This window comes from Thermoactinomyces mirandus (assembly GCF_013868055.1).
GTDB classification, from domain to species: Bacteria; Bacillota; Bacilli; order Thermoactinomycetales; family Thermoactinomycetaceae; genus Thermoactinomyces; species Thermoactinomyces mirandus.
This window is the reverse complement of the sequence record NZ_JACEOL010000038.1, coordinates 24,260-38,201: the sequence shown is the minus strand read 5'-3', so window position 1 is coordinate 38,201 and position 13,942 is coordinate 24,260. Positions and strand designations below refer to the sequence as shown.

Annotated in this window: 10 protein-coding genes and 1 riboswitch; of the genes, 6 read left to right on the top strand and 4 right to left on the bottom strand. The window is 47.7% G+C overall.

Annotation, left to right across the window (positions count from 1 at the left end; genetic code table 11):
- Positions 1–98: 98 nt before the first annotated feature.
- Together ligA and H2C83_RS12385 are read left to right on the top strand one after the other, a co-directional pair.
- Complete coding sequence (ligA, locus tag H2C83_RS12390; protein WP_181741199.1) at positions 99–2,120, top strand: NAD-dependent DNA ligase LigA; 2,022 nt, start codon at positions 99–101, stop codon at positions 2,118–2,120.
- A 126-nt stretch (positions 2,121–2,246) separates the two neighbouring features.
- Positions 2,247–3,974 (top strand): transglutaminase domain-containing protein, encoded by a 1,728-nt coding sequence (locus tag H2C83_RS12385; protein ID WP_181741197.1) that lies wholly within the window; start codon positions 2,247–2,249, stop codon positions 3,972–3,974.
- A gap of 52 nt (positions 3,975–4,026) precedes the next feature.
- On the opposite strand, the gene H2C83_RS12380 is transcribed toward H2C83_RS12385, so the two are convergent.
- The 4 genes from H2C83_RS12380 to H2C83_RS12365 are packed head-to-tail and all read right to left on the bottom strand — an operon-like array spanning position 4,027 to position 6,819.
- A complete protein-coding gene (locus H2C83_RS12380) occupies positions 4,027–4,776 on the bottom strand; it encodes an ABC transporter ATP-binding protein (RefSeq protein ID WP_181741195.1) in 750 nt (249 codons plus the stop codon).
- Complete coding sequence (locus H2C83_RS12375) at positions 4,739–5,536, bottom strand: ABC transporter permease (RefSeq protein WP_181741193.1); 798 nt, start codon at positions 5,534–5,536, stop codon at positions 4,739–4,741. Before H2C83_RS12375 ends, H2C83_RS12380 begins: the two co-directional genes overlap by 38 nt.
- The gene (locus H2C83_RS12370; RefSeq protein ID WP_181741191.1) at positions 5,520–5,819 is read right to left on the bottom strand and encodes a thiamine-binding protein; all 300 of its coding nucleotides are present in this window, start codon (positions 5,817–5,819) and stop codon (positions 5,520–5,522) included. Before H2C83_RS12370 ends, H2C83_RS12375 begins: the two co-directional genes overlap by 17 nt.
- A gap of 1 nt (position 5,820) precedes the next feature.
- Complete coding sequence (locus H2C83_RS12365) at positions 5,821–6,819, bottom strand: ABC transporter substrate-binding protein (protein WP_181741189.1); 999 nt, start codon at positions 6,817–6,819, stop codon at positions 5,821–5,823.
- A gap of 237 nt (positions 6,820–7,056) precedes the next feature.
- Positions 7,057–7,169: riboswitch (TPP riboswitch) on the bottom strand.
- A gap of 170 nt (positions 7,170–7,339) precedes the next feature.
- Between H2C83_RS12365 and H2C83_RS12360 the strand changes: the two genes are divergently transcribed.
- From H2C83_RS12360 to H2C83_RS12345, 4 genes are all read left to right on the top strand, one after another.
- Complete coding sequence (locus H2C83_RS12360) at positions 7,340–8,251, top strand: RluA family pseudouridine synthase (protein ID WP_181741187.1); 912 nt, start codon at positions 7,340–7,342, stop codon at positions 8,249–8,251.
- Positions 8,252–8,456: 205 nt separating this feature from the next.
- Entirely contained in the window at positions 8,457–10,109 is a 1,653-nt protein-coding gene (locus H2C83_RS12355; protein ID WP_181741185.1) for an esterase/lipase family protein, read from the top strand.
- A gap of 453 nt (positions 10,110–10,562) precedes the next feature.
- Positions 10,563–11,876 (top strand): YeeE/YedE family protein, encoded by a 1,314-nt coding sequence (locus tag H2C83_RS12350; RefSeq protein WP_181741183.1) that lies wholly within the window; start codon positions 10,563–10,565, stop codon positions 11,874–11,876.
- A 366-nt stretch (positions 11,877–12,242) separates the two neighbouring features.
- Positions 12,243–13,937: an FAD-dependent oxidoreductase gene (locus H2C83_RS12345; protein ID WP_181741320.1), complete on the top strand. Its 1,695-nt coding sequence runs from the start codon at positions 12,243–12,245 to the stop codon at positions 13,935–13,937.
- The last annotated feature ends 5 nt before the right edge of the window (positions 13,938–13,942 follow it).

Here is a 13,942-nt window from a genome sequence, read left to right as displayed (position 1 = left end):
CTAGTCACTGTATTGACTGCTCTAAGCTTCAGTGAGGGAAAACAATCCCTCTCTGAAGCCAAGACCCAGTTGAAGAACAGGAGGCTGAAACAGGACCCATGCTGGAAGATGCAAAAAAACGCGTTCAGGAATTGCATGAAGAAATCAACGAGCATAACTACTGCTATTATGTTATGGACAATCCCGTCATTTCAGACACGGAATACGACCAGCTCATGCGTGAACTCATCCAACTGGAAGAAAAATTTCCGGAACTGAGAACCCCTGATTCACCCACGCAGCGGGTCGGAGGCGAACCGCTCCCCCATTTTGAAAAAGTACGCCATTCTTCCCAGATGTTAAGTCTCGGAAACGCTTTTGACGAACTGGATCTGCGCGATTTTGACGAGCGGGTTCGCAAGGCGGCCGGCGGAGGAAAAGTTTCCTATGTCTGCGAGTTGAAAATTGACGGTTTGGCTGTTGCCTTGCGGTATGAAAAAGGGCGTTTCCAGCTGGGGGCCACCCGGGGAGACGGATTAACCGGTGAGGATATCACCCGGAATCTCAAGACGATTCGCTCTCTTCCCTTGCGGCTGCGCCAGCCGTTGACGATCGAGGTTCGCGGGGAAGCCTTTATGCCCCGGAAAGCTTTTGAACGTTTGAACGGGGAACGCAAGGAGCGGGGCGAAAACGTATTTGCCAATCCGCGCAATGCGGCGGCCGGTTCGCTCCGTCAGCTGGATCCCAAACTGGCTGCCCAACGTACACTGGACCTGTTTGTTTATGAAGTGGGGCCGAATGTGGAAAAACCCCTTTCCACCCACTCGGAATCGCTTGAGTTTCTGAAAAAATTGGGGTTTAAAGTGAATCCTGCACGAAAAACCGCAGAAACGGTGGAAGAAATGCTTCAGTTTATTCAGGAATGGCGGGAAAGGCGCCCTGAACTTCCTTATGAGATCGACGGGATTGTGATCAAGGTGGATGATTTGGCTTTAAGGGAAAAGATGGGAGCCACGGCGAAAAGTCCCCGCTGGGCAATTGCCTACAAGTTTCCGGCTGAAGAAGCGATTACTCTTTTGCGTGACATTACGCTGAATGTGGGACGAACCGGCGTATTGACTCCAACGGCCATTCTGCAGCCTGTCAGTCTGGCGGGAACCACCGTACAGCGCGCTTCATTGCATAACGAGGACCTGATTCGCGAAAAGGACATCCGGCTGGGAGACCATGTGATCGTCAAAAAAGCCGGGGATATCATTCCGGAAGTGGTCGGAGTGCTGGTCGAGCAGCGGACAGGAGAGGAACAGTCCTTTTTTATGCCCCGGACCTGTCCCGAGTGTGGCAGTGAACTGGTCCGCCTGGAAGGTGAAGTGGCTCTCCGCTGTATCAATCCTGAGTGCCCGGCCCAGACAAGGGAAGGCATCATCCATTTTGTTTCCCGCGGTGCAATGAATATTGAGGGCCTTGGAGAAAAAGTGGTTTCCCAGCTTTTTGCCCATGGGCTGGTACGCAGCGTCGCCGATTTGTATTACCTCAACAGGGAAGATTTGTTAAAGCTGGAGCGGATAGGGGAGAAATCGGTAAACAATCTCCTGCAATCTATCGAGGAAAGCAAGAAAAATTCGTTGGAACGGCTGCTGTTTGGGTTGGGCATTCGCTTTGTGGGCGCCAAGGGGGCAAAGATCCTGGCCCAGCATTACCGGCATATGGATGCGATTATGAACGCCACGGAAGAAGAGCTTGTTTCCATTGGTGAGATTGGCCCCAAAATGGCCGGAAGTGTTGTGACTTACATGAACAAGCCGGAAGTGCGGGAAACCATTGAACGCCTGAAAAACGCTGGCGTGAATATGGAGTATAAGGGGCCGGCTGTAAAAAAACAGGAAGCTGCTACGGATGATCCGTTCGCGGGTAAAACGATTGTCATCACCGGTACGCTGGAACATATGTCTCGCAAGGAAGCTTCGGAATTGCTGGAAGCTTTGGGAGCCAATGTAACCGGGAGCGTCAGCAGGAATACGGATTTGTTGATCGCTGGAGAGAAGGCCGGTTCCAAACTGGACAAGGCCAAAAAGCTGAATGTTACCATCTGGGATGAAAAAACGTTTTTGGATCATCTTCCGGAAGGGGTTGTTGTTTAAAACAAAATGACCGGTCAACAGGGATTCTCAAGTGCAAGGCCAATTGCCGGCGGGTGATTGGCCTTTTGAATCGACTGGAAAACTATCACAAAAGAAGGAATATTATCATATACAGAAGAAAATGGTATGAAGAGTTTTTTAAAAATATTGCGAAAGGCCGGAGAAAGAATGAGCTGGAAGTGGTTTTCGACTGGATGTGCTTTGCTGACTGTTTGCCTGCTGGGAATTGCCATCTTTCAGGAGAACGGAACACTGGAGAAGATGTACGGACAGAATTCGGAAAAGCTGTTTGACCTGGCCTATCTCCAGACCGGTGCAACCGATGCGAAGGAAATTCGGCTGGAAGATTATGCCCGCAGGATAAGGGCAAACCTGGAAAAACCGCGACTGGAACCGGTTCGGACGAAATCGGTTTTATCGCTGGCAGGAACCGTTGGTAAACCGGAGAACCTGGCAGTACCATACATATGGGTGCATATTGAGTACCGGGAAAAACGGAAACGGGATTTGCCGGCAACGATGGATGTTTATGTTCCCGTTAAAAACGGACGGTTTGAAAAACAGATCCGGTTATTTCAGGGCAAGGGAGAGTACCGCGTTTTTCTTCGGTTGCCCGATCGGGAAAAAGAAGAATATTTTTACCGGATGACTTCTTTTACCGTCTCCAACACTTCTGATTCTCTCGCGCGGGACATTTCTTACACCATGGCGGGACTGGGAACGGAGCTGAAACTGACTTCTCCGGAGACGGGTTACACCCGGGCGCAACAGGCGGTATGGGTCCGGGGAAAAACAGACAAATCGGTGCAAAAGATATTGCTGCAAACAACAAAAGGAAAAGAATCCTGGAAGCGGGAAATCCGGGTGAAAGACGGACAGTTTGAGGAAAGGATTCCGCTGCTGTTTGGCAAGGGGATCCACCGGCTGGATGTAATGGTTCCCGACCACAGACGGCGGGGCTATCATCAGGAAGGAGCCGTGTTATATGTTGAGCAGACCGGGGATATCAGGCGGGAACCCATCACCTATTCCAGACTTTATGCCCAGAGGGGGATTCATTTGACAAGGCCCGTGGCAAGCGGGGATACGGCTGATTTGTCTTGTCGGGTCAGCGGGTATATCGATCGTTCGGCTCCCTATGCCAAAGAGACAACGCATATGATTGCAAGCATCCGGAAGGGAAAAAACAAAGCCACCTATTTCCTCCCCGTGAAGAATTATCAATTTGATGACCGGATCTGGCTGCGATTTGGCCCGGGCAACTATGATGTCAGGTTATACGTCCCGGAAATAACAGGGGAAAACCGGGATTATTTTCGCTTTTTCACCGTGGCCCGTTTTGAAGTGAACAGCGTGGCGGACAGGGATTTGCGATATCTGTTGCCTTCAGGGGGGATTGAGTCGGATCATCCGGATATCCGGAAACTGTCAAAACAAATCCTTCGCCATGCTTCCACCCCCAGGGAGAAGGCAAGAGCCATTTATGAATATGTGGCCAGGACAATGACTTATGATATGGACAAGTACCGGAATAATGAGTTCCACTGGTCGGACAGTGCGTTAAAGTCGCTGCGTACCAAAAAGGGAGTTTGCCAGGATTATGTTTTTCTGACCATTGCCCTGTTAAGATCGGCTGATCTGCCCAGCCGTCTTGTTGAGGGAAAAGCAGGCGGACAGCGGCATGCCTGGGTGGAAGTCCGGGTAGACGGGAGGTGGCTGGCAATGGACCCGACATGGGGGTCCGGCTACATCACGGAAAAGGGAACTTTTGCGAAAAGGCTGGATTTCCGGTATTTTGATCCGCCTCAGGGCTTTTTGGACAAAACACACCGGCGAACGGGGTTTACCTATTGAAAAAAGCGGGCAAAGAAAAGGCGTTTCCCTTGCCCGCAAAGCCGTTGTTGGGTTAATTCATGAAAGCTGTATCAGGCAAAAGCCAATCTTCCAGCTGCTTCCGCAATGTTTCCCACTTTTTTGACCCGCGCAGGGAAAAACGGCTGGTTTGGGAAAAAGGAACCGTAATCTCTTTATATACTTGCATGGGACGATCCGTTAACACATAGATGCGGTCGGAAAGCAATAACGCTTCTTCGATGCTGTGTGTAATAAACAGGATCGTCCGCTGTTCCTGTTTGAGCAGCGTGTGAAGCCATTTTTGCATGTGTGTCCGTGTCAGGGCATCCAGAGCGCCAAACGGTTCATCCAGAAGCAGCCAGTCCTGTCCGCTGGCCAGGGTGCGCAAAAAAGCGACACGTTGTTGCATGCCACCGCTCAATTCATGGGGATACCGATTGCCTGCATCTGTCAACCCGGCTTTCTTCAAGTAAATTTGCACTTGTTCTGCCGCTATCTTTCTGTGTTGCAATTCCCCGGGCAAGGAGATATTTTCAGTGACCGTACGCCAGGGGAAAAGGGAAGGCTGCTGGGGCATGTAGGCAAAATTTCCCCGTTGGCCGACAATTGATTGCCCTTTCCACGCAATATCCCCCTGCGCTGGTTTCATCAATCCCCCAATCAGATAAAACAAGGTGCTTTTTCCGCTTCCTGAAGGGCCGATCAAGGAAACAAACTCTCCCTGGCTGATGGATATAGAAAGATCTTTTATGATGGGCAGTGAATCATAAGCGAAACATACGTTTTTCACTTCCAGTTTCATTCTTTCGCCCCCTTTTCCAGTATGAACGTAAAACAAGCCGTTCCGAGAGAGTAATGGCTGCAAAAAAGGCCAGGCTTAACGCGGCGATGAACAAAATGGCGACAAATACCCGATCGGTTTTGAAAGTGGATGAAGCCAATTGCATCATCACCCCGATTCCTTTTTCCGCACCAAGCCATTCGGCAATCACTGCGCCCATAATACTGTAAGTTGCCGATAATTTGAGGCCGGAGAAAAAGGATGGGAGAGCGGAAGGCCACTCACATCTGAAAAAAATCTGCAAGCGGGAAGCGCCGGCCATTTTTAAATAGGTAAGCAATATCCGGTCTGTCTGTTCAAAACCTCCCAAAAGCGATACGGTAACGGGAAAAAAACAGATCAGGGTTACAACCAGAATTTTGGGAAACGCACCAAACCCGAACCACATGACGAGGAGTGGAGCCAGTGCGATCATGGGAATGTTTTGTGACAGGATGATCAGCGGATAAACCATACGGCGCAGGAGAGAAAACAGATGAAGAATGACAGCCGTCAGCACGCCAATCGCTGTTCCTGCCCCCAGGCCGCTGAGCGCGATTTTCGTTGTCGCCCACAAAGGTGCCGGCAACTGTATTGCCAGGATGATTGTTTCTTTCCCGATTTGGGACGGAGCGGGGAGCATCCAGGGATCGATTTCCGTAAATCGGACAAAAAACTCCCACATCAGGACAAGAAAGAGTACAAACCCAAAAGGCAGCCCGCGTTTAAGAACGTTGATCATATTTTTGTGTCAGCTCGCTTATGGAGATTCCATCAGGCTGGTGCAATATTTTCACCTGGGATAAAATGCTGGCTGCTTCCATTTTGACCATTTCCGCATTCATTTGTTCGATGATCCTTAACAGTTCGGGCAATTCCCCTTCCATGGTCGTTTCAAGCGGCCCGACCCGGTAGGGAACGCCTGCCTGATCGATGATTTCAATAGCCCGGTCGACATAAGGGATGATATCTTTTCCATCCGGTGTGCGGGGAATAATCTGGATACTGACGAGTGTATGTGCCAATTTATTTCTCTCCTTCCGGTAAAAATTGATTGGTAAAGGCTTCTTCCGGAGTGAATTTTCCCTCTAGAAGCCCGTGCTTTTCCAGCCATTTCGCATAGTTGGACCACACTTCTTCTTTTTGCCATCCCCAAACCCGGGCATCAGCCTGATAGCGAGGGCTCATCCACGCCTGGCTTTTTTTGGCCAGTCTGGGATCGAGATCCGGTACAGCCTGAAGCAGAATATCCGCCGCCTGATCAGGGTGGTCGATCGCAAATTGGTAGCCTTGGCTGACGGCCTTCATAAAGGCGTGAACCATTTCTTTGTTCTGTTTGATCTGTTTTTCGCTGGTGATGATAACCGGGGTGTAATAATCAAGTGCTTTATCATAATCCCTGAGATAAATCATGTTGATTTTCTCCCCCCTTAGCTCTGCTTCAATCCCGGTCCAGCCGTAATAGATCCACATAAAGTCGATCTCCTTTTTGGTGGCAGAGAAAAAATCGACATTGCCGGTGTTGATCATTTCAACTTTGTCGACATCGGCCTGGTCTTCCTTCATGAGGGATGTAATCACCTGCTTTTCGACGGGTGAGCCGAACCCGCCATAGGTCTTGTTTTCAAAATCTCTGGGGCGTTTGATGTCTTTACTGTCCAAAGAGGCAAAACCGGAAGTATTGTGCTGCAGCACTGTGGCAATCGAAACGATAGGAACTCCTTGAACACGGGCGTGGGTCACATTTTCCTGAAAGCTGATCCCGAAATCGGCCTGTCCGGATGCCACCATCGGTTCAGCGCCGCTTTCCCCCGGTTGGATAATTTGTACCTCTAATCCCTGTTTTTTAAAATAATTTTTTGCCTGTGCTACATAAAGCCCGGTATGGTTTGTATTCGGGGTCCAGTCCAGTACGACTCTGATTTTTTCCGGCTGGGACGGGTTGGAACCTTCATGATTTGCACATGCAGTAAAAGTAATGGAAAAAATTACGAGAACGGCAATAAGCCATATTGGTTGTTTCATTTTTTGTACTCCTTTCTGGAAAACTGACAGAAAACGTCATCCGTTCTGTAGAAATTTATATAACGGAAGCAATTCTCAGGACTTCGGTCCCCCTTTGTAGCGGTTCCGAAGTTACTCAGTTCTGAAAATCATTCCCTCAGACGGTTTAAAGCACCAAGCCCGTTCACGTCTGGTGAAAGGCACAACAAAAAAACACCCCTGATCAGGGATGTTTCAATAAACGGATGAAAGCCGGAACAGAAAGCTTTCAAACAGATCCCTACGCCGGCATGACCCGGATCAGGTGATGAGGGTCAGTGTATCGGTACACTTTCTCAGCCGGCCGTTATCCGGCTCCCCCTGGCACATATAGGTTTGACTGGCTACATTATACCGAACCGGTGAAAGGATTGTCTACAAAAGCTCTTTCCGGGAAAAGTTGACTCAGGCAATGAAAAAGCCCGTTTGCTTGTTTCCCCGTGAGCTTTCAGGTGATATACTAGGAATGTTTGCAAGGATCTTGACATGTTTGAGGTGTTCAATGAATAAAAATATCCAGTTTACTCATAAAGTTTCCCGCGAAGATGATGGAAAAATGCTGAAACAAGTGCTGAGGAATAAGTACCGATTTTCCAAACGGATGATGAGCCAGTTAAAACTGAACCGGCTGGTTACCGTAAACGGGGAAGTGGTGTATTTTACAAGCCGGGTAAAAGAGGGGGACGAGATTGAGATTTCCTTCATGGAAGAGGAGTCAGAACAGATTCGTCCCCAGCCGGTTCCCTTTGACATTGTCGAAGAGGATGATGATCTGATCGTGATTGATAAACCTCCGGGTCTGGTTGTACATCCCACACGCGGTTATCCGGAAGGGACATTGGCCAATGGCCTGATTCACTACTGGAAAAAAAGAGGAGAAAAAAGAAAGGTCCGTCCCGTTACCAGGCTGGACCGGGATACTTCCGGACTGATGGTTGTGGCAAAACACGCATATGCCCATGCTTTTCTGGCAGACCAGATGGCAAAGAAGCGCTATGAGCGGATGTATTATGCGGTAGTACACGGACAGGTTCCGGAAGAAAAAGGCACCATCGACCGCGCAATTCTGCCGCCGGACCAAGCCGGGATTCGCTCTTTAACATCAGAAGAAGGATATCCGGCCAGGACACATTTTGCAGTGATCTGGCGGTTTGCCGATGCAACCTTGCTGCGCTTGCACCTGGAAACAGGGCGTACCCATCAGATTCGTGTTCATCTCTCTTCCATTGGTCATCCCATTATTGGTGATACGTTATATGGCAGCGAAGACGACCAGCAGTTGATTGGGCGGCAAGCATTGCATGCAGCCCATCTTCGCCTGTTTCACCCGCGCTTTCGTGAATGGAGAGAATGGAAATCGCCTCTGCCGCCCGATATCAGGCAGTTGCTGGAAAAACTGAAACCATGGGAGTGAAGCTTGTCAGAGGGGGTCTGGCAAGCTTTTTTTACTGAAGGTGATTTTAGGAATTTGTCATCCCGTATTTGTTGTCTTTTTCCACAGCCTGACAGAAGGGTTTGGTTTATTTGATGTAGAAATTTACAATGAATCATCACAAAAACAAATTAGCTGCATTTTTATCAGAATGTTACGTATATTTACAAAAAAAGGGGAGATCTGTGTGTTACGCCGGCTTTGGTACTTCGTGCTCTGTTCATTGCTGATCTGTTTTGTTCTGCCTGCCGGTTTCGTTTTTGGCCAAAACGGAGATATTCCGCAGCCTGTGCGGATGGGAAATGCCCACGGGCAAGTAATTGCTGAACAGTTGCCGCCTCCTTCCAATGATACAACTCCGGGCACCTGGTTTTTGGGTGCCACCCCTCCTGACGCTGATTTAACCAAACCTCCCATTGTCTTTGTCCAGGGACTTAACAGCCAGGCGCAAAGCTGGTGGGACGAAACGTTCTATCACGGGATGAACGATATGTATGAAACAGCCTACAATCATGGTTACCGGACCGCCTTTGTCCAGTTGCATGATGCCGGTGGCAATCCGTCAAGCCCTTGGGACAACGGAAAGTTGCTGGCCCGAATGCTGGAAGAGATTTACAGCCATTTCAGGCAAAAGGTGAACATTGTCGCCCACAGCAAAGGGGGGCCGGATACACAGGCTGCATTGGTCCATCATGGTGCCTTTCCCTATGTCCATAAAGTAGTGACACTGGGTTCGCCTCACCATGGATCCCATCTAGCCGATCTGGCTTACAGCTGGTGGGCCGGCTGGCTGGCAGAATTGCTGGGCCAGAAATCGGATGCGACTTATTCCCTGCAAACCGGAGAAATGGCAAAATTCCGTGAGGTAACGGACAATCATCCAAATGCGCCCAAAAATACGTACTATACGGCGGCGGGAACAAACTGGGGGCCAACCTTTTCCGCCTTGTGGCTTGGAGGCGTTTATCTGTCCTCACACGGTGAAAATGATGGCCTTGTCAATGTCTGGAGCACCGGTTTGCCGTATGGGCACCATTTGTTTACGAGTGATGTCGACCATGACGGGATTCGTACCGGAACCGCTTCATTTGCCAAAATGGATCCGGTGCTCAGGACCATGCAGGTTGCAGATTCGGAAAAAGAACGGAACCGGCAGTCTTCATCTGTTGTTGTTGAACCCCTTACCAATCATTTTGTGCGAGGCGGACCTTTAGTTGCAAACCAGCCAAAAACAGTAACAATTCCGGCAGATGGAAGTTCTGACAGCATGGTGTTTGCCGTGCTGACAAAATCGCCTCATACCGAAGTGAAGCTGATTTCTCCTTCAGGCAAGGTGTATTCGGAAACGAGCAGCCAGTTTTTCCAAACTACCGATAAATATTTTTTTAAAGGAGCGGCGATTCAACTGTTTCAGATTAAGGACCGGGAAAGCGGAAACTGGGTCATGCAGATGAACAGTCCCCAAAGTGACGCCTATTTGCTGGTTGCCACTTTTCCCGGATCGGAAGAGTTGTCCGTCTCCCTGCCTGTCATAACGGATCAGTTGAAACTGCCGCTTCATGTAGAATGGGATCATGTGAAACAATGGAATCCCGGTCAAATCCGGGGAACGGTCAAAGTGATTCCTCCTCAGGCCCAAACAGACAGAAAGTCTCTTAATCTCGAAACAATTCCCTTGACCGAAGCAGGAAAAAACCGTCCCGAATTATATGCCGAGCTCAAATTGGAAACAGCGGGAACCTATAATCTCACTATCGAAATCGAGGGCAAAACGTTAGACGGAAAACCTTTTGCCCGTACCATTATCCGTTCCGTTCATGTGGAAAAGGCAACCAAATAGGATTGTTTATTTTTGAATTATGGAAGGCGCATTCACAAATAAATAAAATAATATCCTAAAAATAAATGATAAATGAATCATCGGAAAACGCCAGTCCCTGATAAAAACTGGCGTTTTCCTTCAACTGATTATGAAGGAACCTGTTTTTAAAAATAAAATGTTCAGGTTTGGTATAAATTGAATATTCCATGAATTATGGAATAGGTTGTTGCATGTCGGATGTATTGGCATATTGACTGGATCGTGTTAAGTTAAAGGTGAAAACAGATTAAGTGATACTTATCACATAATAAAGCAAAATGTTTCATATATCAGGGGGGTGACCACTAAAAGTAGAAAGATTAGTCACTTTTATTATGTGAGTAATTTCACATATACTATGCCGTACCTATAGGAGTATAAGTTATGTGAAATGATTCATATGAAATCTTATGGAGAGCGAGGCGGGTTTCCATGAAAATTGGTAAAACACAACCAATAATCGGACTTATATTAGTTGTACTGATTGCTGTTTTCGGGAAATATTTGAGCAATTCCAGTGACTCACTGACACTGTACCTGATTACCGGTGTTCTGTTGGGTTACGTTTTGACACGTTCCCGATACGGTTTTGCCGGCGGAATCAAACGAATCTATTTTACCGGAGAAGGCGGTCTGACGAAAGCGCTTTTAATCATGTTTGCCGTATCGATCGTCGCTGCCGCCGGAATTCATTGGGGGGCGGCGGCCGATGGCGCAGTGCCTGCCTTCAGGGCTGCCGCAACGGATGCCATTATCCCGGGAACCACATCGGTCATATTTTTCAACTATGCTACCGTCATTGGCGGGTTTCTGTTCGGCGTCGGCATGATGCTTGGCGGCGGATGTGCTTCCGGAACCTTGACCGACCTGGGGGAAGGGTTTTTCAGAGCTTTTATTACACTCTGCTTCTTTGTGTTGGGAAGTATGCCCGGATATGCCGTACAAAAACAGATTCTGGAAACGGATCTGGGGCAAATCGGTGCCCGGATCTATCTGCCGGATGTGTTTGGTTATATAGGAACGGTTCTTCTGTCGTTGCTGCTGCTTCTCGGTTTGTATGTGTTAACGAGAAGATATGAGGAATCCAGAAAGAGAATGGGTTACTACCAGGAAACAGTCTATGAAGAAAATGAAAAGCCGCTAAAAGAGGAACAAGGCTTCAAGCTGTTCAGCTATCAGACCTATCACAAATTTTTTGTTGAGCGATGGAGTTTCCTTACAGGCGGACTTTTGCTGGCTGTCCTGTTCATTTTCATTATCAATACAACGGGAAAAAGCTGGGGTGTAACCTCTGCCTTCAATCTGTGGGGGGTAGCCATTTTCCACAACCTGGGATTTGATTTTTCACCGGTATTTAATGACATCGTTGATACCGCAAACAAAGGGGTCTTGAATGATAACGGTTCGATCCGGAATATCGGAATTATCCTGGGTTCAACCCTTGCTCTCCTGCTGGCGGGAAGATTCAGATTTGATTTTGACTTCCGCTTCAAGGACACCATGTATTATGCCCTGGGCGGATTCCTGATGGGATTTGGCGCAAGACTTGCCGGCGGCTGTAACATCGGAGCGCTTTACTCAGGAATCGGTAACCTTTCCCTGTCAGGATGGGTCTTTATGGCAACATTGATTCTGGGTGGCATTTCCGCTCTCAAATTTTATGAAGGAAAAGTAAATGTGATCCCAACTCGTGATTTCAAATGCTGCAAGCAGACTGTTTTAAAAGAAGAAAAAATCAATGCTTAAACATGATTCCATAAATTTGGCGTTGATTCGCTTCAATGTTACAAGTTGGTTGAAACCCAAGATAAAAGGATAATATATTACCGGTTTTCGTCCAGGATGTAAAATTATTCTTGATGATTTGGTTTGATTATCAGGCCGTTCCAAGTTACGATGGATAATGTCCGGGTTCACTTTTTCATGGATTCCGGAAACAGTTTGTACAGAATCTGATATTCAAGTGCAGGAAAACCATGGTTGTGATGCCTGCAGGAAGGTTCTCATTCCTGTTGCAGTGTGGCCTTCCATGAGTTGAAGGAATCGTAGCGTTCCTTTCAACAGGAAACAGATGCATGTCTGAACCAAAATTATGAAACAGGAGGATGGATGATGGGAAAACGAATAATGATTGTCGGAGGGGTTGCCGGAGGTGCTTCCGTTGCGGCAAGAGCGAGAAGACTGGATGAATCGGCAGAAATTATCATGTTTGAAAAAGGGCCGCATGTTTCCTTTTCAAACTGTGCTTTACCTTTTCATTTAAGCGGGATTGTTGAAAATAGTGAAAAACTCGTACTGATGTCTCCGGAAGTTTTCAAAGCACAATATAATATTGAAGCACGCACGAATAGTGAAGTTGTGAAAATCAACCGGGTAAAGAAAACCATTACCGTTAAAGATTTGATTAGCGGAAATGAATATGAAGAAGCATATGACAAACTGGTACTGTCGCCGGGTGCCAATCCAATTATGCCTAAAATACCGGGTCACGACAGTCCTCACGTATTTACGGTACGCAATGTAGTAGATATAGACAAATTGAATAAATATATCAAAAACAACGGGGTTCGGGAAGTCAGTGTGATTGGCGGAGGCTTTATCGGAATTGAGGTAGCCGAGAACCTGCGGATGGCAGGTCTGAATGTTACCCTCGTTGAAGCCATGAACCAGGTAATGGCTCCGTTTGATTATGATATGGCACAAATCCTTCATAAAGAAATGATCGACCATGGCGTGAATTTGATTGTAAGTGACGGGATTGAAAAAATTTACGACGACCATATTGAACTTCAATCCGGCAGACAGTTTCCCGCCCAGGCTGTAGTTATGGCGATCGGCGTAAGGCCGGAAACGTCCCTGGCGGTAGATGCAGGCCTGGAAATCGGGGAAACCGGTGGCATCAAAGTAGACCACAACTATCTGACAAGCGATGGAGATATTTATGCGGTTGGTGATGCCATTGAAGTTCATCATCGCATTACCCGCCAGAAAACAAGATTGACATTGGCCGGCCCTGCACAAAGACAGGCACGAGCGGCAGCAAACCATATGTACGGAATTCCAAACCGGAATACCGGAGTGATCGGTTCATCCGTTGTCCGTGTTTTTGATTTGAACGCAGCATCTACCGGACTCAATGAAAAAACCGCGAAAAAAGCAGGAATCGATTATGATTTTGTATATGTCATTCCTGGGGACAAAGTCGGCTTGATGCCAGACAGCAATCCGCTCCATTTCAAACTTCTGTTTGAAGTGCCGACAGGCAGGATTCTCGGTGCGCAGGCGATCGGAAAAGGAAACGTCGATAAGCGGATTGATGTGATTGCCACGATGATCATGATGGATGGAACCCTGGAAGACTTGCAAGAGCTCGAACTGTGCTATTCCCCGTTGTTTGGCACCGCCAAGGATGTCGTGAACTATGCAGCCCTGGTCGGGATGAATATCTTAAACGGCAGATTCAAACAGGTCCCTGTAACCAAAGTAAGAGAGTTGGTCGCGAATAATGCAGTGATTATCGATGTCCGTGAAAAACGGGAATATGAAGCGGGCCATATCATAAATGCCGTGAACATCCCGTTGAGTCAGTTCAGGGAAAGAATGAATGAGATTCCAGCCGATGTTCCAGTTTATTTGCATTGCCGTTCCAGCCAGAGAAGCTACAACGCTTTAATGGCCTTGCAAAATTCAGGTTATAAAAATGCCTGCAACATTTCCGGATCATTCCTGGGTCTGTGCCTGTATGAATACTATAATGACAAAGTCAATAACAGGAAAAAAATAGTAACAGAATACAACTTCAGGTAAAAGGT

Bases quoted from the DNA above. Each gene is read 5' to 3' on its own strand.
- ligA (WP_181741199.1), top strand. From the start codon at position 99: ATGCTGGAAGATGCAAAAAAACGCGTTCAGGAATTGCATGAAGAAATC.
- H2C83_RS12385 (WP_181741197.1), top strand. From the start codon at position 2,247: ATGAAGAGTTTTTTAAAAATATTGCGAAAGGCCGGAGAAAGAATGAGC.
- H2C83_RS12380 (WP_181741195.1), bottom strand. From the start codon at position 4,776: ATGAAACTGGAAGTGAAAAACGTATGTTTCGCTTATGATTCACTGCCC.
- H2C83_RS12375 (WP_181741193.1), bottom strand. From the start codon at position 5,536: ATGATCAACGTTCTTAAACGCGGGCTGCCTTTTGGGTTTGTACTCTTT.
- H2C83_RS12365 (WP_181741189.1), bottom strand. From the start codon at position 6,819: ATGAAACAACCAATATGGCTTATTGCCGTTCTCGTAATTTTTTCCATT.
- H2C83_RS12360 (WP_181741187.1), top strand. From the start codon at position 7,340: ATGAATAAAAATATCCAGTTTACTCATAAAGTTTCCCGCGAAGATGAT.
- H2C83_RS12350 (WP_181741183.1), top strand. From the start codon at position 10,563: ATGAAAATTGGTAAAACACAACCAATAATCGGACTTATATTAGTTGTA.
- H2C83_RS12345 (WP_181741320.1), top strand. From the start codon at position 12,243: ATGGGAAAACGAATAATGATTGTCGGAGGGGTTGCCGGAGGTGCTTCC.